Genomic DNA, 24,212 nt, shown 5'->3' with positions numbered 1-24,212 from the left:
CGAGGCCCTGGCGCGGGTCCCGGCGCTGCGGCCCCGGGTCGCCGTGTGCTGGACCTGATCGGCGAAGGTCTGACCAACCGGCAGATCGCCGAGCGGATGTTCCTGGCCGAGAAGACCGTGAAGAACTACGTCTCGGCGATGCTGGCCAAACTCGGCCTGACCCGCCGCGTCCAGGCCGCGGTGATGGTCTCCGAGATCAAGTCCGGGCAGTCCCGCCACCACTGAGCCCAGTCGTCCACCACTGAGCTCATCCTCCAACGGAACCGCACCGGGCCGAAAGTCCCGATCCGGCCAGGCCATGCGCCGCTGCCGGGCGACCGGGTTCCGGACCAGGCTTGGGGCTGTGGCCACTTCGCGGCCACGCCGTCATCGCCCGCCCGGGAGAAAAGGTCCTGTTGCCGTGACCGTGCACGCCCCCATCCACGCTCCCCGTCTCGGGGGCGTCGACCTCTCAGCCGTCGATCGCTACTGGCGCGCCGCGAACTACCTCGCCGCCGGTCAGATCTACCTGCGCGACAATGCCCTGCTGCACCACGCTCTGGAGCCCTCGGACATCAAGCCGCGGCTGCTCGGGCACTGGGGCACCAGCCCCGGCCTGAACTTCGTCCACGCGCATCTCAACCGTCTGATCACGCAGAACTGCCTGGACCTGATCACCGTCGTGGGCCCCGGCCACGGCGGTCCGGCCGCGCTGGCCTGCTCCTGGCTGGACGGCACCTACACCGACCACTACCCGGACGTGACCCGCGACGAGGCCGGCATGACCAAGCTGTTCGCCGCGTTCTCCGCCCCCGGCGGCGTCCCCAGCCACATCGCCGCCAACGTCCCCGGCTCGATCCACGAGGGCGGCGAGCTCGGGTACAGCCTGGCCCACGCCTTCGGGGCGGCCTTCGACAACCCGGACCTGATCGTGGCCTGCGTCGTCGGCGACGGCGAGGCCGAGACCGGTCCGCTGGCCGCCTCCTGGCAGTCCATCAGGTTCCTGAATCCGGCCACCGACGGCGCGGTCCTGCCGATCCTGCACCTGAACGGCTACAAAATCGCCAACCCGACCGTGCTGGACCGGATCCCGCGCGAACAGCTCGACGGACTGCTGGCCGCGCACGGCTGGGACCCCCGCTGGGTCTGTGCTCATTCTAAGAACGGTGGCAACGACCCGCACACCATGCACCACAAGATGGCCGAAGCTCTGGACTCCGCGCTGGCCACCATCCGCCTCATCCAAAGCACCAAACGGAACCCGAAAGCCGCCCACGAGGGCGTCCCGCCCTGGCCGGTCATCATCCTGCACACGCCCAAGGGCTGGACCGGCCCGCGCACCGTGGACGGCGTGCAGGTCGAGGGCACGTGGCGCTCGCACCAGGTGCCGCTCGCCGGGGTCCGGGAGAGCCCGAAGCACCGGCACATGCTCGCCGACTGGATGAAGTCCTACCGGCCCGACGAACTGTTCGACCACCTCGGCCGGCCCGAACCGGACGTCCTGACCTGGGTCCCGGACGGCGAAGCGCGCATCGGCGCCAACCGCCACGCCAACGGCGGCTCGCTCACCCGCTCCCTGGATCTCCCCCAGATCGCCGATCACGCAGTGCAGGTCGCCAAACCCGGCGAGACAGAGCACGAACCCACCCGCGTCCTGGGCGCCTGGCTGCGCGACGTCATCGCCGCCGACGCGGCCCACCGCACCTTCCGGCTGTTCGGACCGGACGAGACCGCCTCCAACCACCTGGACCCGGTCTTCGAGGTCACGGACCGGACCTGGATGCTGCCCACCAAACCTGGCGACGACCACCTGGCCCCGGACGGCCGGGTCATGGAAGTCCTGTCCGAGCACCTGTGCCAGGGCTGGCTGGAGGGCTACCTGCTCACCGGCCGGCACGGGCTGTTCTCCTGCTACGAAGCCTTCATCCACATCGTCGACTCGATGCTGAACCAGCACGTCAAGTGGCTCAAGACCGCGCGGGCCCTGCCCTGGCGCGCGCCGGTGCCGTCGCTGAACTATCTGCTCACCTCGCACGTGTGGCGCCAGGACCACAACGGCTTCTCCCATCAGGATCCCGGGTTCCTGGATCACGTCGCGAACAAGACCTCTGATGTGGTGCGGCTGTACCTGCCGCCGGATGCCAACACCCTGTTGTCGGTCGCAGAGCACTGTCTGTCCAGCCGGGACCTGGTCAACGTCATCGTGGCCGGGAAGAACCCCAGCCCGGACTGGCTGACGCCGGAGGAGGCGGAACTGCACTGCGCCCGCGGCCTGGGCATCTGGGAGTGGGCCGGCACCGAGGACGACTCCGCCACCGAGGACGACTCCGCGACCGAGCCGGACGTGGTGCTGGCCTGCGCCGGCGACGTGCCGACGCTGGAGGTCCTGGCCGCCTCGCAGCTGCTGCGCGAGCACCTGCCCGGACTGCGGATCCGCGTGGTCAACGTCGTGGACCTGATGCGCCTGCAGCCCGAATCCGAGCACCCGCACGGACTGCCGGACACCCAATTCGACGCGCTCTTCACCGTCGACAAGCCGGTCATCTTCGCCTTTCACGGCTACCCCTCGCTGATCCACCGCCTGGCCTACCGCCGGCACGGCCACGCGAACCTGCACGTGCGCGGCTACAAGGAGCAGGGCACCACCACCACGCCCTTCGACATGCTGGTCCGCAACGACATGGACCGGTTCCAACTGGTCTGCGACGTCATCGACCGGGTGCCGGGTCTGGCGCCGAAAGCCGCGGCGGCGCGGCAGGCGATGACCGACGCCCGGGCCCGGCACCGGGAGTGGATCGTCGAGCACGGCGAGGACCTGCCGGAGATCCGCGCATGGAAGTGGACGCCATGACCGGCATGGCACCCACGGTCCTGCCGCCCGCCCCGGCGGAGAAGGCCGTCCACGCATTGCTCACGGACGGCACCACGGTTTCCATCCGTCCGACGACGCCAAAGGACCTCGACGGCTTGAACGCCCTGTTCTCCGCGCTGTCGCCGGAAAGCCTGCGCATGCGGTTCTTCGCCTCCGGCACCGCCGCCGGCCGCGCAGCGGCGAAGCGGCTGTGCGAGCCGCATCCGGACCGCATCGCGCTGGTGGTCACGGCCCACCACGGCGAGCACGAGGAGATCATCGGCGAGGGCGAGGCCTGGCGGCTGCGCCCGGACGCCGACGCCGCCGAGGTCGGCTTCACCGTCGCCGAGGGCCGGCGCGGACTGGGCATCGGCACCCTGCTGCTGGAGCACCTCGCCGGCGCCGCGCGCGCCGCCGGGATCCGCACGTTCGTGGCCGAGACGCTGGCCGAGAACCTGGCGATGAAGCGCGTCATCGCCTCGGCCGGACTGCACCACAGCGCGACCTTCGAGCACGGCGGCACCGTCTTCCACGAGATCGATCTGACCGAGGACGACGCGTACCTGGAGGTCGTCGCCGATCGCGAGTTCGCGGCGAGTGCGGCGTCGCTGGAGCCGCTGTTCCGGCCGCGTGCGGTGGCCGTGGTCGGTGTCGGGCGCAGCCGCGGAGTGGGGCGCGCGATCCTGGACCATCTGCTGGCCGCGGGGTTCGACCGGCCGCTGTTCGCGGTGAATCCGCACGCCGACCAGATCGCCGGCGTGCCCTGCGCGCGCTCGATCGACCTGCTGCCGGACCGGATCGACCTGGCCGTGGTGGCCGTGCCGCCGGACGGTCTGGCCGAGGCCGCCGTCGCCTGCGGACACCGCGGCATCAGGGCCCTGACCATCGTCACTACACCGGTACCGGCGTCCGTGCGCGCGAGGCTGAAGGGGATCTGCCGGCGCTACGGCATGCGCCTGGTCGGCCCGAACTGCCTCGGGGTCGCCGCCTTCGGGCCGGACCTGGCGATGGACGCCACCTTCGGGCCGCAGACCCCGCTCGGCGGCTCGGCCGGGATCGGCGTGCAGTCCGGCGGCGTGGGCATCGCGATGCTGGACCACCTGTCCCGGCTCGGCATCGGCGCGGCCTCCTTCGCCTCGCTCGGCGACAAGGCCGACGTCTCCGGCAACGACCTGCTCGCCTGGTGGTCGCGCGATCCGGCGACGCGGCTGGTGCTGCTGCACCTGGAGTCGTTCGGCAATCCGCGCAAGTTCGCCCGCTACGCCCGGCGCGTGGCGCGCGCCAAGCCCGTGCTGATCGTCGCGGCCGGACGCTCGGCGGCCGGGTCGCGGGCCGCGGCGTCGCACACCGCGGCCTCCGTGACGCCGGGCACCACCGGCGAGGCGCTGTACCGGCAGGCCGGGGTCATCGCGACGCACTCGGTCGCCGAGCTGGTGGAGACCGCCGCGCTGCTGGCCACCGGCGCGCGGCCTGCCGGCCATCGAGTGGCGGTGGTGTCCAACGCCGGAGGCACGGGCGTGCTGGGGGCCGACGCGTGCGTCGAGACCGGTCTGGTCGTCCCGGAATTCAGTGCCGCGCTGCGCGAGCGTCTCAGCGCCCTGTTGGGACCGGCGGCGGCCTGCGGCAACCCGGTGGACGCCGGGGCCGGTGCCGGCGCGGACCCGCTGCGGGAAGCCGTGGCGACCGTGGCGGCCTCCGGCGAGGTGGACGCGGTGTTGCTGTTGCTGGTTCCCACGGCGCTGGCGGAGCTGCCCGCGACCCTGGCCGCCGACGCCCGGACCGGTCCGGTGCCGGCGATCGCCGTGCGGGTGGATCAGGCTGCCGGGGTCCAGACCGTGAGGGGATCCGACGGAGCGCTCGCCCCGGTATACGGGGACGCCGAGAACGCCGCCAGGGCTCTGAGCCACGCGTGCGACTACGCGGAGTGGCTGCGCCGCCCCGGCGGTGAGGCGCCGACGCTGTCCGACGTCCGTTCCCGCGACGCGGCACGGTTGATCTCCCTGTTCCTGGCCGCGCGTCCGGACGGCGGATGGCTGCCGCCGGACCGGGCCGCGGACCTTCTGGCCTGCTACGGGATCCACTGCGCGCGCCTGGTCCTGGCCACCGACGTACAGAGCGCCGTGACCGCCGCGGACGTGTGGGGCCGGCCGGTCGCGCTGAAGGCGTACTGGCCCGAGCTGGTCCACAAGAGCGACGTCGGCGGCGTGCTGCTCAACCTGTCCGGGGCCGAGGAGATCCGCGCCGGCTGGCGTCTGCTGCACCAGCGATTCGGCGACCGTCTCGCGGGCGTGGTGGTGCAGGAGATGGCCCCGATCGGCGTGGAGCTGCTCCTCGGCGTCGACGACGACGCGGTCTTCGGCCCGCTGGTGGCCTTCGGTATCGGCGGCACCGTCACCGACCTGGCCGCCGACCGCGCCTACCGGCTGGCCCCGCTCACCGGCGCGGACGCCGAGGAACTGGTGCGCTCCACGCGCGCCGCCCGGCTGCTGGCCGGCTATCGCGGCCGGCCCGGAGGCGACGTGGCCGTGGTGCGCGGGGTGCTGTCCCGACTGGCGCAGCTGGCCGCCGAGCAGACCTGTGTGGCCGAGGCCGAGATCAACCCCCTGATCGCCACCCCGGACGGCGTGACGGCAGCGGACTTCCGCATCCGGGTCGAACCGCGCACCCCGACCGATCCCTACCTGCGCCGCCTGCGCTGACCGCAGCAATCGTGTGAGGAGAGAAGCCATCATGAAGCGCACCGTCGTCATCGGCTACGACCAGAGCCCGTCCGCCGACCGCGCCCTGGCCCAGGCCGGGCGCGAGGCCGCCTGGCGCGACGCGGCCGTCGAGGTCGTGACCGGATACCACTGGGTCGCCATGTCGTATCCGGCCTCTTATATACCGGTGAACATCGAAGGCGCCGCCACCAAGATCGCCGGCGATGGCCTGCAGTGGCTGCGCAACCGCTATCCCGGCATCGGCGCGGAGGCGAAGGTCATCGCCGGGCCCGCCGCCGACGCCTTGGCCGAGGCATCCCGGGACGCCGAGCTGCTGGTCCTCGGAAACCGCGGCCGAGGCGGGTTCACCGGCTTGCTGCTGGGCTCGGTGTCGATGCGGACCCTGACGCTGGCCTCGTGCCCGACGATGATCGTCCGCGGCACGCCGCGCAAGTCCACCGACACGGTCGTCCTCGCGGCGGACGTCGCGGACCCCAACGACGAGTCGATGGACTTCGCGTTCACCGAGGCCGCCGCACGCGGGGCGCGGCTGAAGGCGGTCACCGTGTGGGACCTGGACTGGACCGGGGCCGACGACCCCGACACCGCCGACAGCCTCGTCCTGGCCGAACGCAACGCCCTGACGGACATCCGCTCCGCCTTGGAACGCCAGCTGAACCCGTGGCACGCCAAGCACCCGGACGTCCGCCTCACCGTCGAGGTCCTGGGCGGCACCCCGAGCGCGACCCTCACCGGCCTGACCGCGAACACGGACCTGATCGTCGCCGGCGCGCACCGCCGCGGCGACGGCCACCTCGGCATGCGGCCCGGACCGACCGCGCACACGCTGCTGCATCACGCGGACTGCCCGGTCGTGGTGGTGCCGCGGACGTGACAAGGCGCACCGTCGCCCGGCACGCACCGGGTCGCACCAGGTCGCACCAGGTCGCACCAGGTCCAAAGGCCTGATGCGGACCGGTCTTCAAGCCCTGGCAGCCGAATCCGGCAAAGACGAGGGTGAAAGTGGCAGCCGAAAAGTATCGCGCTCGTTGTGGAGGACATCATGAACACCGTCGTCGCCGTCGGATACGACCAGGCACTGCCCGGGGAGCGGGCGCTGGACCTCGCCGCGTCCGAAGCGGCCCGCCGCGGCGGATCGCTGCTGGTCATCACGGCTTACCACTGGTTGACCCCGCCGGCGCCGGACACTCTGACGACTTCCGACACCGAGTCCACCGCGCGCAAGGCCGCCGAGAAGATCGCGGAAAGCGGCGCGGCCCGGGCCCGCCGGCGGCATCCGGAGGTGCCGGTCGAGGCGCGCGCGGTGGCCGGGTACGCCGGCAAGGTGCTCGCCGCCGCCGGCCACGAGTCGGACCTGCTCGTGGTCGGCAACCGGGGCACCGGCGGATTCCAGGGCATGATGCTGGGCTCCACCTCGCTGCGCACCCTGGCCGAAGCCTGCTGCCCGGTGATCGTGGCCCGCGGGAACCTCCTGGACGCCCACCGCCGCATCGTCGCCGCCGTCGACATCGACGGGGACTGCGACGCCGTCCTGGACTTCGCCTTCGACGAGGCCTCGCGCCGCGGCGCCGGGCTGACCGTGACCCATGTCTGGGACGAGCCCTGGATCGTCGCCTACGGCCAGCAGGACCCCGGCATCGCCGAGGACGTCGCCCGCATCGAGCGCGAACGCGACGACCGCCTCGCGGCCCTGGTGCGCTCCTTCCAGGCGCGGTACCCCGAGGTCCGCTCCTTCCACCAGCTCGCCATCGGCTCGGCCGCGGGCCTGCTGGTCGACACCTCCCGGCACGCGGACCTGCTGGTGACCGGCGCGCGGCGGCACGCGGAGGGCCGGCACGGCATGCTGATCGGCCCGGTGAGCCAGACCCTGCTGCAGCACGCGGAGTGCCCGGTCGCCGTGGTGCCGCTGGGCTGAAGCCGTCCCCCGGCCGACGCGACCCCTTGGAGACAGAACCATGAAAGCACTGGTCTACGGCGGACCCGGCGAGAAGTCCTGGACCTCCGAACCCGATCCGGTCATCGCCGATCCGCGCGACGCGGTCATCCAGGTCGACGCCGTCACCATCTGCGGCACCGACCTGCACATCCTCAAGGGCGACGTCCCCGAGACCCGGCCGGGCACGACCCTGGGCCACGAGGCCGTCGGCACCGTCGTCGAGGTCGGCGCCGCCGTCACCACGCTGAGCCTGTGGATCAAGGACGTCACGATCACCACCGGCCTGGTCGACACCGCCTCCACCCCGACACTGCTGCGGATGCTGGGCGCCGGCCAGCTCGACGTCGGCCGATGGTCACGCACCGGTTCGCCCTCGACGACTTCGAAGAGGCCTACCGGGTCTTCGCCGACGCCGCGGACACCGGTGCCCTCAAGGTCGTCCTGAGCCGTTCCTGATCCAAGGAGGAACCATGAATCGCGGATGGCCGGCGGCCCTGCTCGCCGGCGGGCTGCTCGGCTTCGCCGCCGCTGCCTACCCCGCCCTGTGGCGGGACCGCTGCCTGAACTGGGGCGCCCGCGACGACGAGGTCGCCCGCCAGATGCCCGGCGACAAGTTCCTGCCCGCGGCCACGGTGGTGACGACCAGGGCGATCGGCGTCGACGCGCCCGCCTGGGCGATCTGGCCGTGGCTGGTGCAGATGGGCTCGGGGCGCGGTGGCGCCTACACCTACGACTGGATCGAGAACTTCTTCGGGCTGAACATGCACAGCGCGGACGAGATCGTCCCCGAGCTGCAGGACCTCGCCGTCGGCGACGAGCTCCCGCTGGGCAAAGGCCAACGGATGCGGGTGGAGGTCCTGGAGGCCGAACACGCGCTGGTGGTGCGCTCGATCGACGGCGCGTGGGTGTGGTCCTTCGGGCTCTACCCCCAGGCCCCTTCCACCCCCGGCAAGTGCCTGACCCGCCTGATCAGCCGCAACCGCATCCGGCTCCCGGAGGCAGGACCCGCGACCAGCGCGCTGTGGCTGTTCATCATGGAGCCGGGCAGCCTGGTCATGGAGCGGAGGATGCTGCACGGCATCAAGGACCGGGCCGAACGGCTTGCCGAGACGACGCGACATCAGCAGCTCTCATTGGCGCTGCGCAGCCTGTCCGCGGCGCCGCGATCGGCCCGTGCGCGGTAGCTCGCTGCTTGGCGGTCGGCGGTCGGCGGCTGGCGGTCGGTGAGGCGCCGGCGGCTTGGTGCCCGCCGCCTGCTGTCGGGCCTGGTGCCAGCTGCCCGCTGCCCGCTGCCTGCTGCCAGCCGCCAGCCGCCAGCCGCCAGCCGCCAGCCGCCAGCCGCCAGCCGCCAGCCGCCTCAAGGCTCCGGGAACAAGCCGTGCCAGGGAAACGCCTCGCGCCGGGTGAGCATGACCGCCCGATCCACAGCGTCGGCCGGGTCGTACCCGCTGGTCCACGCTCGCGGGAGCGGATCGCGCCCGTCGGTCATGCTCGCGACGCCGGCCGGGCGCCCGGTCAGCTCGCGGGCCAGGGCCAGCCACTCGGCGGGGATCGCCGAGCTCGGGGCGATCGGGTGGCCGGCGGCCTCGGCCAGCAGGTGCGTCCAGGCCCGTGGCACGACGTCCACCACCTCGTAGCCGCCCCCGCCGAAGGCGACCCAGCGCCCGTCGGCGCACTCGTGCGCCAGGCGGTGCAGCCGTTCGGCCGCCGCAAGCTGCCCGTCGACCGTGAGCAGCAAGTGGGCCAGCGGGTCCAGGGCGTGGGTGTCGCAGCCGTGCTGGGTGACCAGGACCTCCGGTTCGAAGGCCCGGACCAGCGGCGGGACGACCGCGTCGAAGGCCCGCAGCCACTTCTCGTCCCCGGTGCCCGCCGGCAGCGCGACGTTCACCGCCCCGCCCTGCGCGTCCGGCCCGCCGGACTCCCCCGGCAGTCCGGTGCCCGGGAACAGACTCGCGGGATGCTCGTGCAGACTGATCGTCAGGACCCTGGGCTCGTCCCAGAACGCCGCCTGGACCCCGTCCCCGTGGTGCACGTCGACATCGACGTAGGCCACCCGCCGCGCCCCCTCGGCGAGCAGCCAGGCCACCGCGATCGCCGGATCGTTGTACACACAGAACCCCGAGGCGTGCGAGCGCATCGCGTGATGCAGTCCCCCGGCGATGTTCACCGCGTGCTCGCTCACACCGCCCCACACCTGGCGCGCGGCAGCGACGGAGGCACCGACGATCCGCGCGGAGGCCTCGTGCATGCCCGGAAAGTAGGGATTGTCGTCGGTCCCGAAACCGAAGCGCACCCGCTCGGCAGCCGTCACCTGCGCGGAGTGCTTCACAGCGGCGATGTACTCGCGGGAATGAACCAGCTCCAGCAGACCGTCATCGGGCAGCGGCGGCACCCCGACCACAGCCACCCCGGAGCCCTCGAACACCCCGAACGACCGGGCCAGCGCCATGGCGAGCGCCACACGCACCGGCGCGAGCGGATGGTCGTGGCCGAAGTCGTACTCCAGCAGACGGTCGTCCCACGGCACACTCAGCGAGCCGGTCACCAGACCAGTCCACCGCAGCCGCGCCGTGGTTCGTAGGGCCGAAGGTCCCGGTCCGGCGACGGCCGGACTCGCTAGGCTGATGCCCGTGGACGAAGTGCTCAGCGGCGGAGTCACGAACGCGGGCGCCGTCGTCCGACGCGGCGAGGTCGCCGACCGGCTGGCGCAGGCGCACGCGGCGGCCATCCATCGCTTCCTGGAGGCGTTGCCGGAGTACGGTTTCGCCGGCGCTCCGCGTCCCGTCGGCTTGGGCGGGGGACGCGAGCAGCTCACGTTCCTGACCGGCGACGTCGCGGTGATGCCGTATCCCGCCTGGTCGATGAGCGAGGCGGCGCTGGCCTCGGTCGGCGCGCTCCTTCGGCGGTTCCATCAGGCCTCGGCGGGGATCGCGGTGGAGCCGGGCGTCGCATGGACCACGGACCTGGCCGATCCGCGCGGCGGCACGATGCTGTGCCACAGCGATGCCTGCGTCGAGAACGTCGTCTTCCGCGACGGCGAGGCGTACGGCCTCATCGACTTCGACATGGCCGCGCCGGCGCATTCGGCCGGGGACATCGAGGAGTGTGTCGACGCGTTCGTGGCGGCAACAAGGTTCCGGCGTTCTGTGGGTACGCGGGGTGATCAGGCCATGTGATCAGCGCCTTGGCGACGCCCCTTCTCCAGCACCGCCAACGGCGCCCCGACCAGGCCTGCGGCCAGGGTGGCGCCGTCCATCGGGTCGATCAGGAGGAAAGAGCCGGTTCGGCGGCTGGTTATGTAGTCGTCGATCGGCAGCGGTTGGGACGTGCGGAGCCTGATACGCCCGATGTGGTTCAGGCGCAGGGATTCCGGGGCGTCGATCGTCGACAGGTTCTGTTCGTCGAACCGGGACTCCAGTGCGGCGATGATCGCCGACACCGTACGGGTCCCGTGCTTGAGCAAGACCGATGCCCCGACCTGCGATGGTGCCTCCGACAGCCAGCACACCGTCGCCTCCACCTCGTCGGTGACCCTCGGCGGCGCCGTCGGGGCGACGATCACGTCGCCCCGGCACACGTCGAGATCGTCGGCGAGCAGCAGGGTCACCGAGCGGCCGACGCCGGCCTCGGACAGCGGACCGTCCATGGTGTCGATGCCGATCAAGGTGCTGCGATGTCCGGCCGGGAGGACCACGACCTCCTGCCCCACGGTCGCGGTACCGCCCGCGATCTGGCCGGCGTAGCCCCGGTACTCCGGGTGCTCCGATGTTCGTGGCCTGATGACGTACTGCACCGGGAAACGCAGCGGCGCGTCCTGCGCCTCCGGCTCCACCGGCACGGTCTCCAGATGACGCAGCAGGGTCGGCCCGGCGTACCACGGCGTGCGCGGAGAGGGTTCGACCACGTTGTCTCCGACCAGGGCCGATACCGGGATGGCCAGGACGTCGGACTCCGCGTAGCCCAACGCGTTCGCGTGCGTCCCGAACTCCTTGGCGATCGGGGCGAACACGGACTCGTCGTGGTCGACCAGGTCGATCTTGTTGACGGCCAGGACCAGTTTCGGGACGCCCATCAGAGCCAGAACGGCGGCGTGCCGGCGGGTCTGCGCCACCACCCCCTTGCGCGCGTCCACCAGGACCACCGCCAGTTGCGCGGTGGACGCGCCGGTCACGGTGTTGCGCGTGTACTGCACGTGGCCGGGGGTGTCGGCCAGGACGAACGAGCGGTGCGCGGTGGCGAAGTAGCGGTAGGCGACGTCGATCGTGATGCCCTGCTCGCGCTCCGAGCGCAGGCCGTCGACCAGCAGGGCCAGGTCGGGGGCGGCCAGGCCGCGGTCCAGGCTGGCCCGGCGGACCGCGTCGAGCTGGTCGGCGAGCACCGACTTGGTGTCGTACAGCAGGCGGCCGACCAGGGTCGACTTGCCGTCGTCGACGCTGCCGGCGGTGGCCAGCCGCAACTGATCCTGATGTGCCATCAGAAGTACCCCATCCTTTTCCGGTCCTCCATCGCGGCCTCCGACACCAGGTCGTCCGCCCTGCTCGCGCCCCGCTCGGTGAGCCGGCTGGCGCTCACCTCGGCGATCACCTCGCCGACCGTGGCGGCCCGGGACTCCACCGCGCCGGTGCACGAGCCGTCGCCGACCGTCCGGTAGCGCACCGTCAGCTCACGGACTTGCTCGCCCTCGCGGGCCCCGCCCCAGGGGCCGGCGGTGAGCCACATGCCGGATCGGCGGAACACGGCGCGCCGGTGCGCGAAGTAGATCGAGGGCAGCTCGATGTCCTCGCGCTCGATGTAGCGCCAGACGTCGCGCTCGGTCCAGTTGGACAGCGGGAACACCCGGACGTGCTCGCCGACCCGGTGCCGGCCGTTGTAGATGTTCCACAGCTCGGGCCGTTGCCGGCGTGGCTCCCAGTGCCCGAAGCCGTTGCGCAGACTGAAGATGCGCTCCTTGGCCCGGGCGCGTTCCTCGTCGCGGCGGCCGCCGCCGAAGGCCGCGTCGAATCGCAGGGAGCTGATGGCGTGCAGCAGCGGGGCGGTCTGCAGGGGGTTGCGCAGGCCGTCGGCGCGTTCGGCCAGCCGGCCGTCGTCGATCCAGTCCTGGACCCGGGCCACCTCCAGACGCAGGCCCTGGCGGGCCGCGAGCCGGTCCCGGAAGGCGATGACCTCCTGGAAGTTGTGGCCGGTGTCGACGTGCAGCAGCGGGAACGGGACCGGGGCCGGCCAGAACGCCTTGACCGCGAGGTGCACCAGCACCGTGGAGTCCTTGCCGCCGGAGAAGAGGATCACCGGCCGGTCGAACTCGCCGGCCGTCTCCCGGAAGATATGGACGGCCTCGGATTCCAGGACGTCCAGGGCGTCCAGAGCGGTCGCGGCCGGGGTTCCGGGTGACGGGGTGCCGGGTGATGGGGCGCCGCGCGAAGGCGATGACATGGGTGTGGGCACGGGAATGGGCATGGGCATGGATCCCAGGACTCCTCAGGGGTGCGCCCGATGGCCGGCGATGCGGTGATGACGTGCGGGCGCGGTGGGAGGAACAGGTGACGCGGTCAGTGCCGGTGCTGACGGCGTGGGCGAGGCGGCGGCGCGCCACCGGCGAGCGGTGGCAGGTGGGAGGTGCGGGCGAGAGGTGGCGCGACGCCGCGTCGCATTTAGTTAATCAAGTTTCCTAACAAGCCCAGGGACAGTAATACTCGTCCGTGACAGAACCGTCAAGCATCCACTGCGGACGGTGACCGAAGATCGGCTTCGCAGCCCCTTGACACGTCCTCGATGCCGCCCTACGGTTCCCCTGAGCTTCTAGTAAGGCAGGTTTCCTAACAGTCCACTCCCCGTTCACCATCTCACGGAGTGGATCACCACCATGCACATCCTCGTTCTCGGCGGCGACGGCTTCTGCGGCTGGCCGACCGCCCTGCACCTGTCCGACCGGGGCCACGACGTCACGATCGTCGACAACCTCAGCCGGCGGGTCATCGACCTGGAACTCGAGGTCGACTCGCTCACGCCGATCCGCCCGCTCGGCGAGCGGATCCGCGCCTGGGAGTCGGTCTCCGGCCGCACCATCGGCTTCGTCCGCCTGGACCTGGCCACCGAATACGAACGGCTCGCCGCCGTGCTCGCCGCGCTCCGGCCGGACGCGATCGTGCACTTCGCCGAGCAGCGCGCGGCTCCGTACTCGATGCGGTCGGCCCAGGCCAAGCGCTACACGGTCGACAACAACGTGCGCGCCACGCACAATCTGCTCTCAGCGCTCGTCACCACCGGCGTCGACGCCGCGGTGGTGCACCTGGGGACGATGGGCGTCTACGGCTACGGCTGGTCCGGGTCGGCCCCGATCCCCGAGGGCTACCTGACGGTGAAGGTGCCGACGCCCGACGGCGAGGTCGCCCGGGAGATCCTGCACCCGGCCAACCCCGGGTCGGTCTACCACCTGACCAAGACCCTGGACCAGCTGATGTTCGGGTTCTACGCCAAGAACGACCGGCTCCGCATCACCGATCTGCACCAGGGCATCGTGTGGGGGACCCAGACCCCGCAGACCGTCCTGGACGAGCGTCTGGTCAACCGGTTCGACTACGACGGCGACTACGGCACGGTCCTCAACAGGTTCCTGATGCAGGCCGCGATCGGCCACCCGCTGACCGTCCACGGCAGTGGCGGCCAGACCCGCGCCTTCATCCACATCCGGGACACCGTGCGCTGCATCGAGCTGGCCCTGGAGAACCCGCCGGACGGGCCCCGGCCCCGGGTGTTCAACCAGGTCACCGAGATCTACAAGGTGGCCGACCTGGCCAAGCTCGTCAGCGAGCTGACCGGTGCGGAGATCGCGAACCTGCCCAACCCGCGGCAGGAGGCCGACCAGAACGACCTGGCCGTGCGCAATGACCAGTTCCTGGCCCTGGGCCTGCGACCGACCACCTTGTCCGAGGGACTGCTGGAGGAGTGCACCGACATCGCCGTGCGCCACCGGCACCGCGCCGACCCGTCGAAGATCATCGCGCGCTCGGTGTGGCGGGCCGGGATGGCCACCTCCGACGACCTGATGCCGCAGGCCCTCGACCGCTGAGCGGCCCGACGCCCTGATTCCCCGACGCGATCGGACAAGGAGAGGACGATGGCAACCAAGGACCGGGTCCGCGGCATGAACGCGGCCTTGAGCAGCGGCGAGGCCGGGGTCGGCGAGATGCGGCCGGCCCGGGCGCCGCTGCGGCCCCGGCAGCTGCTGGTGGCGGCCGCCGCCGTCGCGGTCGGCGCCGCCGCCGTGGTGACCACCTACCGTGCGATGGCCGACCCGGCGCCGGCCGTCACCGGCCAGGTGACGCCGGCGCACGCCTACTACCTCAACTTCGGCGGCGACGGCACGCTCACCGCGCTGAACGTGCGGCCGGGCCAGCAGGTCAAGGCCGGGCAGGTACTGGCCACCGAGGACACCACTGTGGCCGCCTCGGACCTGCAGGCCGCGCAGGCCCTGGTACAGGCCGACACCACCGAGCTGGCCGCCGCGCAGAACCCGCAGACCAGCACGGCGCAGCAGAACCAGGCCAAGCTCGCCGCGGCCAAGGCCCAGTCGGCGGTCAGCAGCGCCCAGAGCGCCCTGACCCTGGCTCAGAGCAAGGCCAAGAGCAGCACGGACCTTCAGGCCTCCGTCGTCGCCGGGCGCCAGAAGATCCTGGACAGCGACAACGCAAGGCTGACGGCGGCGTGCGCGCCGCCGGGGGCCTCCACACCGACACCGTCCAGTCCGACGACCACCAAAGCGACATCCGCCCCACCGACCTCCGACGCAGCACTCTGCCAATCGCTGCAAGCCCAAGTGGTCAGGGACAGCTCGTCGCTGTCGGACGCCCAGAGCCAACTGGCCTCGATCCAGTTCGCCGTCGAGGGCGAACAACAGCGGGACGCCGACCAACTCACCCAGGCCCAATCCCTGCAACAGACAGTCCTGAGCCAGTCGAGCGCGGCGGTCGCCCCGGCCGCCGTGACCGTGGCGCAGGCCAAGTCGCAGCTCGCCGCCTCCCAGGCCCAGGTCGCCAAAGACGAACAGGCCCTGAAGGACGCCTCGATCACCGCCCCCGCGGACGGCACCGTCGCCGACACCGCGGGCGCGGTCGGCGACCAGGTGCGCTCCGACGGAATCCGGCTGTATCAGGGCCCTCCGGGGCAGTCCGGAGCAGCGGGAGGCGGCCAGCAACAAGGCTTCCAGCTGTTCGCCGGGCAGCCCGCGGCCGGCGCCGGCAGCGGTTCCGGAGCCAACCAGCAGGCCGGCTACCAACCGCTCATCACCTTGTACTCCGAACCGTTCACGGTGACCGCGCAGGTCCCCGAAGCGAACATCGGCAAGATCCACACCGGGCAGCAGGTGACGCTGACCGTGGCGGCGGTCAATGGAACCGTGCGAGGGACCGTCGACAAGGTCCTTCTGGATCCCGCGCGGGTGTCCAGCGGTGTCTACTACGACGTCGTCATCTCCATGACCGCCACGCCGCCCGGCGTCCTGTGCGGCATGACCGTGAACGTCGGCCTCACCTCATGAGGCACACGTCAGGCCTCGTACTGCTGATCGTGGACATCGCCGTCCTGCTGTACGTGGTCTTACAACCGCTCGGACGGCACTTCGACGACTCGGACCGGGGCTCGGGAACCGTGGTCAGGCTCCCGCCGTTCCAACGTCCCTCGCTCCCCCGGGTCGTCGTCTTCCTCACGCTGGTCATGGCCGCCAACGTGGTGATCGTGGCGTTCCGCACGTCGCCGTTCGTCCAGCTGTACCGGGCCCTGGTGGCCCGGCTGCTGGACTCGGTGGTCCACGACCCCGCGTTCGCCACGTACTACGCGGGCAAGCTGCTGCCGCTGGTCCCCACGACAGTGCTCGAATTCATGGTGATCACCGCGCTGGTCCTGCCGGCCACCCCCGGCCGGCGGCTGATGATCGCGGCGCACGGCGTGTTGTTCCTGGCGATGTCGGTCGTGACGACCACGGTCCTGGCCCTGGTCGCGCGCGCACTGCACACCTCGGTCGGTCCGCTGCCGCTGATCGACCTGGTGTTGCAGGAATCGGTCGCGTTCTTCGTGGTGTACCGGTTCGCCTTCACGAGTTTCCAGTTCCCGCGCGTGACCCAGGTGCCGGCCAGGAAGCCGGGACGGCGGCGGGAGACGCTGGTGCTGCTGCTGTGCCTGGCCGCCTCGTTGTGCCTGATGGGGAGTCTGGCGGTGGTGCTGATCGCGAAGGCCGGGGCCGATCTGCTCGTCGCGTTCCTGGTCGTGCGCGCGCTGCGGGCCGGGGTCATGGACAGCATCTACGTGCTGCTCGGCCTGGTCCGGTTCGCCGGGCCGGGGGCGCCGAAACCCGATGCCCGGCGGCCGCCGCTGGACGTCATCATCCCGGCGTACAACGAGGCGGTGGTCATCGAGCGGACGCTGCGCTCCATCGACCGCGCCGCCGCGGCGTACGGGGGTCCGGTCCGGGTGATCCTGTGCGACGACGGGTCCACCGACGACACCCGCGCGCTGGCCGAAACGGTCATCGAGCAGTTCGGACACGCGAGCGGGGAGGTCATCCAGGGCAAGCACGCCGGCAAGTCGATGGCGCTGAACCTGGCGCTCGCCGAATGCACCGCCGACTACGTCTACCGGATCGACGCCGACTGCGCGCTGGACGCGAACGCCTTCGTGTACTCGGTGCCGCACTTCCTGGCCCACCCGGACATCGGCCTGGTCGGGGCGTTCGTGCTGCCGAAGGAGCCGTACACCACGTGGATCGACCGGATGCGGGCGCTGGAGATGATCTTCAGCTTCGGCTTCGCGCGGGTGATGCTGGCCGAGGTCGACGCGGTGCCGTGCGTACCGGGCACGTTCTGCGCGTTCCGGCGGCTGCCGGCGCTGGCGATCGGCGGATTCGTGCACGGCACGCTCGGCGAGGACGTGTTCTTCACCTGCTCGATGGCGCGGCTGGGATACCGGGCGGCCATCGATCCGCGGGTGATCTCCTACGAGGACGTCCCGACCACGGTGCGCCAGCTGCGGGTGCAGCGGTTCCGGTGGTGCAAGGGCGGGATCATGAGCTTCGCCGCGTACACGCCGTTCGGGTGCGGTGCGCCGGGGCCGCGCAACTGGTTCAAGATGCCGCTGGGGGCCGGCAAGGGGCTGCTCAAGCCGTTCGGGACAGCCATGTTGCTGCTGACGCTGGAGCTGTCGGTGCTGGAGCCGGCGGTGCGTCACAACGTTCTGCGATTCCTGGTGCTGCTGCTGGTCAGCCAGGTGAGCTCGTTCGTGCCGCGGCTGGTGGTGATGGCGTACTACCGGCGGCTGCGGCTGTTGCCGTGGCTGGTGCTGTGGATTCCGTTCTCGTTCCTCAAGAGGTTCTTCATGATCGAGGCGTTCCTGTCGTTCGGGATGCGGCCGGTCAAGCTGCCGTGGCGGCTGCGGGTGCGGTGGCAGGGGGCTGCGCGATGAGGCGGGCGGGGTTGGTGCGGGCAGGGTTGGTGCGGGCGGCGGTCTGCGCGCTAGTGATGGCGATTTCTGCCGGTTGTTCCGCCGGCACACACCACGGATCCAGATCGCACACACCTCAAACAACGGCCGGCAACCGCGCCAGTTGGATCCTGACCAAGGCGGCGCTGAACGCGCTCACCGCTGATCCCCATGCGCGTGCTCGGCTTTCCGGGGCGCAGGTTTTCGAGATACTCACTGGTAATGAGCGCCCGGCGACCGTCGTGCCGGTCGTGCCGACCATGTCGTTCAAGAGCTTCACAGACCTCGACGACACCCTGAGTCGCGGCACCCTGCGACCGGACATCCGCGCGGTCATCTACGACGCGGAACACTGGTCGAAGACCCCGGACGACGAGCAGCGCGATCCGGCGGCGTTCTACCAGCGTGCGGCTCAACTCGCGCACGCGCACGGGCTGATCTTCATAGCGACGCCCGCGATGGACCTGGTGAACGCCGGCGGCGGGAAGGCCGCGGACCCGGCGGCGGCGTTCGTGCGGCGGCGGATCGGGGCCGAGGCCGCACGGTTCGCCGACGTCGTCGACATCCAGGCGCAGAGCCTGGAGCGGGACGCGAAAGCTTACGGGAGCTTCGTGGCGCAGGTCTCCGCGCAGATCCGGGCGGTCAACCCGGCGGCGACGGTGCTCGCCGGACTGTCGACCAACCCGCACGGTTCGGCGATCACGCCCGACATGCTGGTCGCCGCGATGCTCGCCGGGGCCGGACACGTGTCGGGGTTCTGGATGAACGTCCCCGGCAAAGGCAGCGACTGCCCGAAGTGCAACGCGCCCCGGCCGGATGTCGCGGTCGCGGCTTTGACCGACGGGCGGCTGGCCGGGCTGCCGGGCTTCTCTTCTTGATTCAACTTGATTCAACGTAGCGAAAGGCACTCTCATGTCGGTTTCCAGCACTTCCAGGACCCGCAGGCAGTTCATCCGCGACAGCGGTGCGGCGGCCGGGATCGCCGTCACGGCCTCGGTGCTCGGCACGTCCACCGCGTCCGCCGCCACCCATCAGGCGCCTGAGCTGACCTGGCTGCTGGCCCGCGAAGCGTTCGACAACCTCGCCGACCCCGTGCTCTCCGGCAGTCCGGCGGTCTGCCAAAGCGCGTTCAACACCGGTCGCACATGGTTCAGCACCACGTACGCCGGCGACAACACCATCGCCTCACCGATCCCGGCCGGCTACAGCGGCGTCGCGGTACTGAGGTTCGAGAGCTATCAGAACGGGACGACCGGCCTCGTGGACGCGATCGCCGCCGGCCTGCCGACCTGGGTGCAGGCCGTGCAGTACGACGCGGAGTCATGGTCCGACACCCCGGACATCGAACAGGGCTCATGGCTGCTGAACCGGCACACGCAGATCAGCTACGCGCAGGAATTCTGCGTCACGGCCCACAGCCACAACCTGCGAGTGGTCCTGTCCCCCGGCAACGACCTGTGCAACAACTCCCCCAACCCCGCCTACCCGGGCCGGAACCCGCAGTACCCACTCACCGCCCACGACCACGGCATGGACTACAACGCCTTCATCCGCCACAACCTGGCCGCCGCGGCCCAGTACCTCGCCCCCGGCGACATCTTCGAATATCAGGGCCAACAACTAGAACTCGACGCCCCCACCTACACCTCAATCACCACAAGGGTCGCCAACCAAGTCAAGGCAGCAAACCCCGCCGCCCTCTTCCTCGCCGGCCTCGGCCGCAGCAAGCCCCCCTCCGACGGCGCGACGTGCGCGCAACTCACGGCAGCGGCGACCGGCGTCTCCGGCGTGGCGGCGGGGTACTGGGCGAATGTGGATGCTTATACAAGTCAGGTGCGGCCGATGATTTGCAGCCTGAAGAAGCTGGGGTTCTGAGGAAAAGCAATCTTCAGAGCGACCACTCGCAGGGAGCCGCCGCCGTTCTGTGGACCCACCGGGATTCGAACCCGGACCAGCCGCGTGCAAGGCGGCCGTGCTGCCGTTGACACCATAAGCCCGAAGTGACGGGAGCCGGATTCGAACCGGCGACCTCGGGCTTATGAGGCCCGCGAGAACGACCGAACTTCCCCATCCCGTCGGAATGATTGTCGCCGGTGGATGGCTTGAATTGCGAATGGTTTTCCTGGCCGCCGCACCAACGAGCGGAGCGGCGGCCGCCGACGCGGTATCAGCCTGCGATGACCGCTGCCGTGTTGTAGCCCTCGGCATGCAGTTCCGGTACCCCGGACGCCAGCGCGCCAGCCGGGAAGGAGACGCCGAGGGTGCGGGTCTCGCCGGGCAGCAGCCATATGTAGTTGTCGTCGTAGAGCGTCGGCAGGATCCGGTCGCCGGTGGTGCGGTTCAGCAGCGACAGTCTGACCATTGCCGCGACGGACGAGCCGTGGTTGCCGACCGTCGCCGTGGCGTGGTGGCGGCCGTCGGGGCTGGTGGTCATGCGGCCCAGGGATGCCGTGAGGCGTGTGTACGGCATCGTGTTCAGGGCCCGCATGGCCGATGGCGCACGGTAGCGCCAATACGTGTTCTGCGACAGCTGGCGGCCGGATGCGTCTCGAAGCGTCAGGCGCAGCAGGTGCAGGTCGGGCAACGCGTCGGTCCACGGCAGGGCGAAGGCCTTCGCACTGCCTGCCGCGGCGACGTTGATCGTGGCAGTCTGCACCGGGCCGATCTGGCTGCCCGACAGGGTGAACAACTGCGCCGACACCGTCACCCCGGTCAGCGTCCCCGGCGTGTGGTTGAGCGCCATGACCTGCCAGTTCACCGGGTCGGCCTGCACGTGGATCGGCTCGCAGCCCGTGCGTGCGCCGTAGTACATCCCGTTCACGTCGAAGTCGTAGTCGTACGTCTGCCACACCGTGCTGTGCCAGGCCGGGTGGGACATCCACAGCATCAGGCCGCTGGCGTCCGCCCACAGGTTGGCGTTCCAGGCCTCGAACATGGCGCGGGCGTTCTCGAAGTTGACGAACTGGGCCTTGCGGGCGAAGTCGTCGAGGGTGTCCGAGGGCTGTAGGCGGGCTTCGATGGCGCCCTGATAGATCGAGGGCGACTGGTTCCCGTGTTCGCTCCAGTCGTGGTAGTACCACGGGCCGCCGATGGGCCAGGCGGGCTGGTCGCCGGCCATGGCCTGCAGGCTCGGCGCGGTGGGGACGACCGGCATGCCGATCTCGGTGTGGAAGCCGAAGCTGTGGCTGCCGTAGGTGGCCGGGTCGAAGTAGCTCGCGGGCTCGATCCAGTAGTACGGGCCGCCGCCGGTGATGTTCCCGCCGGCGGAGTTGCTCTGGTACAGGATGCCGGGGGCGCCGGTGGTCACGGCGGCGCGCATGCCGTCGTCGATCGGCTGGGGCGGGTTGCCCTCGTTGGCGCCGCACCAGACGGCCACGCTCGGGTGGATGCGGTAGCGCAGCACGGTGTCCGCGGCGAGCGTGTTGTACGCGTCGTGGTCCGGCGGGTCCATGCCCCAGGCGTTGGGGAAGTCGTTCCAGACCAGCAGGCCGAAGGCGTCGCAGGCCTCGTAGAACTCCTCGCGGTTGCTGGCGGCGACCCAGTTGCGGACCATCGTGAAGTTCATGTCGCGGTGCATGCGCAGCGCCGCGTCCATGCGCTCGGCGGACATCCGGCGCAGCAGCTCGTCCCAGCCCCAGTTCCCGCCGCGGCACAGGACCCTGACACCATTGACGCTGATCTTGAGCGACTCCGGGGCCAGGCCGACCGTCTTGACGTCCGTCCAGGCCGAGCCGTCGTCGGAGACCTGGATGACGTACGTCTTCGGGTAGGCCTGCTCCCACAGGATCGCGACCTTGTCGAAGCTGTGCGTCGCGCCCAGGTCGACCTGGATCCACTGGTCGTCGGCGTAGTCGGAGGACCAGCGGGTGCCGCTGTTGCCGTCGGTGGCGTTGGCGGCGGGGTTGGAAGGGTCCTGCGACGAGGCGGTGACCGGCTGGTGCAGCGCCAGATCGGTGCCGGAATCGGCGCTGTCGATGACCGACAGGGTCCACAGCGAGTTGCCCCAGCTGGTCTGGCGCACACCGCAACCGATCCGCACGAAGCGCCCCGAGGCCGCGGCGAACGTCTCGACGTCCAGGCTCGCGTCTCCCCCGTTGAACGGCAACGGGATCACCGTGTTGTCCACGCTGCCGGCGTCGGTCCACGTCGAGCCGTCGGCCGAGACCTGCACGGAGTAGGTGCTCGCATACGCCTGCTCCCAGGTGACGGCCACCTGGTCGAAGGACACCGACGCGCCGAGGTCGACCTCGATCCACTGGTCGTCCGCGTAGTCCGAGGACCAGCGCGTGCCGGAGTTCCCGTCGGTAACGCTGGCGGCGAGGTTGGAAGGGTCCTGCGACGAGGCGGTGACCGGCTGGTGCAGCGCCAGATCGGTGCCGGGTGCGCTGCTGTCGGTGACGGCCAGCGTCCAGATGGAGAAGCCCCAGCCGGTGGCCCGCGTCTGGCAGTTGATCCGGACGTACCGGGCCTGCCGCGCGCCGAGGCTCACCCTCTGGGTATAGGCGTCGCCGGTCGCGACGAACGTCAGCGGTGTCTTGTATTCGTAGTCGTACTGCCGGATGCCGAAGCGGGTGGTGCGCTGGTCGCTGCTGCGGCCGCCGACGGTGACGGCCAGATGCAAGTCGTGCAGGTCGGCATCGCCATAGCCGTTCGGCCACCACAGCTTGGGGTTGCTCAGGTTCAGCTGCGCGAACTGCGCGGGAGCGAAGACGACATCACGGCTCTGGCCAGCGGGTACGGTTACGGTCTGAGTGACGCGCACGGCATCAAAGGATGCTGTCACCGTCGAACTCACGGCGCTCGATGAGGCGTTTCGTACCGGCACCACGATGGTCACAGCGGCGGCGGAGGTGTCGGGCAGCTTCGGCAACACCGTATCGACGCGCGGATCGCCGATCACCACATCCCCGGTGGAACGCAGCCGCACATGGTTCCAGATGCCGCTGACCCGGTCGCGCACGGCCGGCATCCAGTCCCAGCCGGAGGCCGCCAGGTACGTCGGCGAGTTCTGATTCATCATCGGCGCGCCGGCGTCCACCCACGACTGTCCGGCCGCGCCCTTGTCACCGGGGCTGCCGGGGAACGGCATCGGCGTGATCTTCACCGCGACCGACTGCTCGCCGGACACCAGGTGCGAGGTCACGTCGATCGCGGCGCGAGCGAACGGATAGGTGAGGCTGCCGACCTGCGCGCCGTTGAGGAACACGTCGGCGTGGTGGTTGACGCCGTCGAACTCCAGCCAGATGCGGCGTCCCGAGCCGGTGGGCAGGGAGTGGGGCAATGCGAAGTCGCGCTTGTACCACCAGGAATGCCGGGACAGCGCCTCGGGAATGTGCAGGTTGTTGAACCCTGCGACAGGATCCGGCAGGTGTCCCTGCTCGACGAGGGAGGCCAGGACCGTGCCGGGGACCAGTGCGGGCAGCCACGCACTGGTGTCCACATTCGGACGGGACAACGCGGTCCCGTCGCCGGAAGCCGGAGCCCAGTCGTCCAGCGTCAGCACCCACCCCGATTCCAGCGGCACGGTACCGTCGCCGGCCACGGTGAGCGCGGGCGGCCGGTGGTCGTGCGTCCCCCAGTCGGTCCAGCCGGTGGCGGAAGGCCGCGGGGTCGGCGCGGTGCCGTACACCTCGAAACCGTTGAGCCCGACCGGATTCGCGTCCGAGCGCCGGGTCGAGGTCAACCGCACCCACCGCGCCGAGGCCGGGGTGGCGAGGTCGATGACCATCGCCCCGCCGGTACCCGTCGTGGTCTGATACACGCTGGTCCACGACGTCTTGTCCGTGGAGGTCTCGATGATGAAGGCCGTCGCGTAGCTCGACAGGTTCTCCTGCCCGGTGGTCCCGTCCCACGGGTTGCCGGAGGTCGGCTTGACGAACACCGGATCCCCGGCCGCCGCTTCGAACGTCAGATGGACGGAGGTCACCTGGCACACCGCCTGCAGGTCCACCGATATCCATTGCGGATCGCCGTCGGCGGCGCGCCATCCGGTGCCCCGGACCCCGGCCAGCGTCACCTTGTCGACCGCGAACTCGGCGGGCGTGGCCGCGTAGTCCGTCGAGGAGACCTCGACCGGCCGGTACAGGGCCAGTTCCCCCGGCGTCGAGGGCCGGCCTGCGGCGCCGGCGGGCTCGGCGGCGAAGCCGGCGCTGGGGAGCGTGAGGTCCAGGGCGAAGCCGGCCAGCAGCGTCGATCCGGCTGCCAGGACGCTGCGCCGCGAGGAGTTGAAGGGCTGATTCGCCGGTCGTGCCATGGAAGT

At 70.8% G+C, this 24,212-nt stretch carries 16 protein-coding genes, 2 tRNA genes and 1 pseudogene; 13 read left to right on the top strand and 6 right to left on the bottom strand.

The window, feature by feature from the left end:
* Positions 1 to 45: 45 nt before the first annotated feature.
* The 7 genes and pseudogenes from ABIA35_RS10220 to ABIA35_RS10190 all read left to right on the top strand — a co-directional run bounded on the left by ABIA35_RS10220 (position 46) and on the right by ABIA35_RS10190 (position 8,670).
* Positions 46 to 225 (top strand): response regulator transcription factor, encoded by a 180-nt coding sequence (locus ABIA35_RS10220; RefSeq protein WP_370334102.1) that lies wholly within the window; start codon positions 46 to 48, stop codon positions 223 to 225.
* A gap of 118 nt (positions 226 to 343) precedes the next feature.
* On the top strand, positions 344 to 2,830 hold the full coding sequence (locus tag ABIA35_RS10215; RefSeq protein WP_370357651.1) for a phosphoketolase: 2,487 nt from the start codon (positions 344 to 346) through the stop codon (positions 2,828 to 2,830).
* Positions 2,812 to 5,529: a GNAT family N-acetyltransferase gene (locus ABIA35_RS10210; protein WP_370357650.1), complete on the top strand. Its 2,718-nt coding sequence runs from the start codon at positions 2,812 to 2,814 to the stop codon at positions 5,527 to 5,529. Before ABIA35_RS10215 ends, ABIA35_RS10210 begins: the two co-directional genes overlap by 19 nt.
* Before the next feature lie 31 nt (positions 5,530 to 5,560).
* Complete coding sequence (locus ABIA35_RS10205) at positions 5,561 to 6,424, top strand: universal stress protein (RefSeq protein ID WP_370334099.1); 864 nt, start codon at positions 5,561 to 5,563, stop codon at positions 6,422 to 6,424.
* A gap of 168 nt (positions 6,425 to 6,592) precedes the next feature.
* Complete coding sequence (locus tag ABIA35_RS10200; RefSeq protein ID WP_370357649.1) at positions 6,593 to 7,465, top strand: universal stress protein; 873 nt, start codon at positions 6,593 to 6,595, stop codon at positions 7,463 to 7,465.
* Between the two features lie 40 nt (positions 7,466 to 7,505).
* Positions 7,506 to 7,733, top strand: a pseudogene (locus tag ABIA35_RS10195) (alcohol dehydrogenase catalytic domain-containing protein); the annotation flags it as partial.
* A gap of 223 nt (positions 7,734 to 7,956) precedes the next feature.
* On the top strand, positions 7,957 to 8,670 hold the full coding sequence (locus ABIA35_RS10190; protein WP_370357648.1) for an SRPBCC family protein: 714 nt from the start codon (positions 7,957 to 7,959) through the stop codon (positions 8,668 to 8,670).
* A 173-nt stretch (positions 8,671 to 8,843) separates the two neighbouring features.
* On the opposite strand, the gene ABIA35_RS10185 is transcribed toward ABIA35_RS10190, so the two are convergent.
* Complete coding sequence (locus tag ABIA35_RS10185; RefSeq protein ID WP_370357961.1) at positions 8,844 to 10,013, bottom strand: acetoin utilization protein AcuC; 1,170 nt, start codon at positions 10,011 to 10,013, stop codon at positions 8,844 to 8,846.
* Positions 10,014 to 10,116: 103 nt separating this feature from the next.
* Here ABIA35_RS10185 and ABIA35_RS10180 point away from each other — a divergent pair, with 103 nt between their 5' ends.
* Entirely contained in the window at positions 10,117 to 10,662 is a 546-nt protein-coding gene (locus ABIA35_RS10180; RefSeq protein WP_370357647.1) for a phosphotransferase, read from the top strand.
* Here ABIA35_RS10180 and ABIA35_RS10175 read toward each other — a convergent pair.
* On the bottom strand, positions 10,650 to 11,960 hold the full coding sequence (locus tag ABIA35_RS10175; protein ID WP_370357646.1) for a sulfate adenylyltransferase subunit 1: 1,311 nt from the start codon (positions 11,958 to 11,960) through the stop codon (positions 10,650 to 10,652). The genes ABIA35_RS10180 and ABIA35_RS10175 overlap by 13 nt on opposite strands.
* Positions 11,960 to 12,916: a sulfate adenylyltransferase subunit CysD gene (gene cysD / locus ABIA35_RS10170; RefSeq protein WP_370335161.1), complete on the bottom strand. Its 957-nt coding sequence runs from the start codon at positions 12,914 to 12,916 to the stop codon at positions 11,960 to 11,962. Before cysD ends, ABIA35_RS10175 begins: the two co-directional genes overlap by 1 nt.
* A gap of 430 nt (positions 12,917 to 13,346) precedes the next feature.
* Between cysD and ABIA35_RS10165 the strand changes: the two genes are divergently transcribed.
* From ABIA35_RS10165 to ABIA35_RS10145, 5 genes are all read left to right on the top strand, one after another.
* Entirely contained in the window at positions 13,347 to 14,552 is a 1,206-nt protein-coding gene (locus ABIA35_RS10165; protein ID WP_370334094.1) for an NAD-dependent epimerase/dehydratase family protein, read from the top strand.
* 48 nt (positions 14,553 to 14,600) lie between these two features.
* A complete protein-coding gene (locus ABIA35_RS10160; RefSeq protein WP_370357645.1) occupies positions 14,601 to 16,019 on the top strand; it encodes an HlyD family efflux transporter periplasmic adaptor subunit in 1,419 nt (472 codons plus the stop codon).
* Positions 16,016 to 17,935 carry a glycosyltransferase gene (locus ABIA35_RS10155; RefSeq protein ID WP_370357644.1) on the top strand — a complete coding sequence of 640 codons (1,920 nt, stop codon included), beginning with the start codon at positions 16,016 to 16,018 and terminating at the stop codon, positions 17,933 to 17,935. The genes ABIA35_RS10160 and ABIA35_RS10155 overlap by 4 nt, the downstream gene beginning before the upstream one ends.
* A gap of 269 nt (positions 17,936 to 18,204) precedes the next feature.
* Positions 18,205 to 18,831, top strand: coding sequence for a hypothetical protein (locus ABIA35_RS10150; protein ID WP_370357643.1), 627 nt, complete (start codon positions 18,205 to 18,207; stop codon positions 18,829 to 18,831).
* A gap of 34 nt (positions 18,832 to 18,865) precedes the next feature.
* The gene (locus ABIA35_RS10145) at positions 18,866 to 19,828 is read left to right on the top strand and encodes a twin-arginine translocation signal domain-containing protein (protein WP_370334089.1); all 963 of its coding nucleotides are present in this window, start codon (positions 18,866 to 18,868) and stop codon (positions 19,826 to 19,828) included.
* A 50-nt stretch (positions 19,829 to 19,878) separates the two neighbouring features.
* Here ABIA35_RS10145 and ABIA35_RS10140 read toward each other — a convergent pair.
* From ABIA35_RS10140 to ABIA35_RS10130, 3 genes are all read right to left on the bottom strand, one after another.
* Positions 19,879 to 19,950 (bottom strand) — tRNA-Ala (locus ABIA35_RS10140).
* Between the two features lie 4 nt (positions 19,951 to 19,954).
* Positions 19,955 to 20,030: transfer RNA gene (locus ABIA35_RS10135), tRNA-Met, on the bottom strand.
* A gap of 90 nt (positions 20,031 to 20,120) precedes the next feature.
* Positions 20,121 to 24,206 carry a discoidin domain-containing protein gene (locus ABIA35_RS10130; protein WP_370357642.1) on the bottom strand — a complete coding sequence of 1,362 codons (4,086 nt, stop codon included), beginning with the start codon at positions 24,204 to 24,206 and terminating at the stop codon, positions 20,121 to 20,123.
* Positions 24,207 to 24,212 lie beyond the last annotated feature (6 nt).

Origin of the sequence: Catenulispora sp. MAP12-49 (assembly GCF_041262705.1) — a bacterium.
Lineage (GTDB): Bacteria > Actinomycetota > Actinomycetes > Streptomycetales > Catenulisporaceae > Catenulispora.
This window is presented reverse-complemented; position numbering and strand designations above follow the sequence as displayed.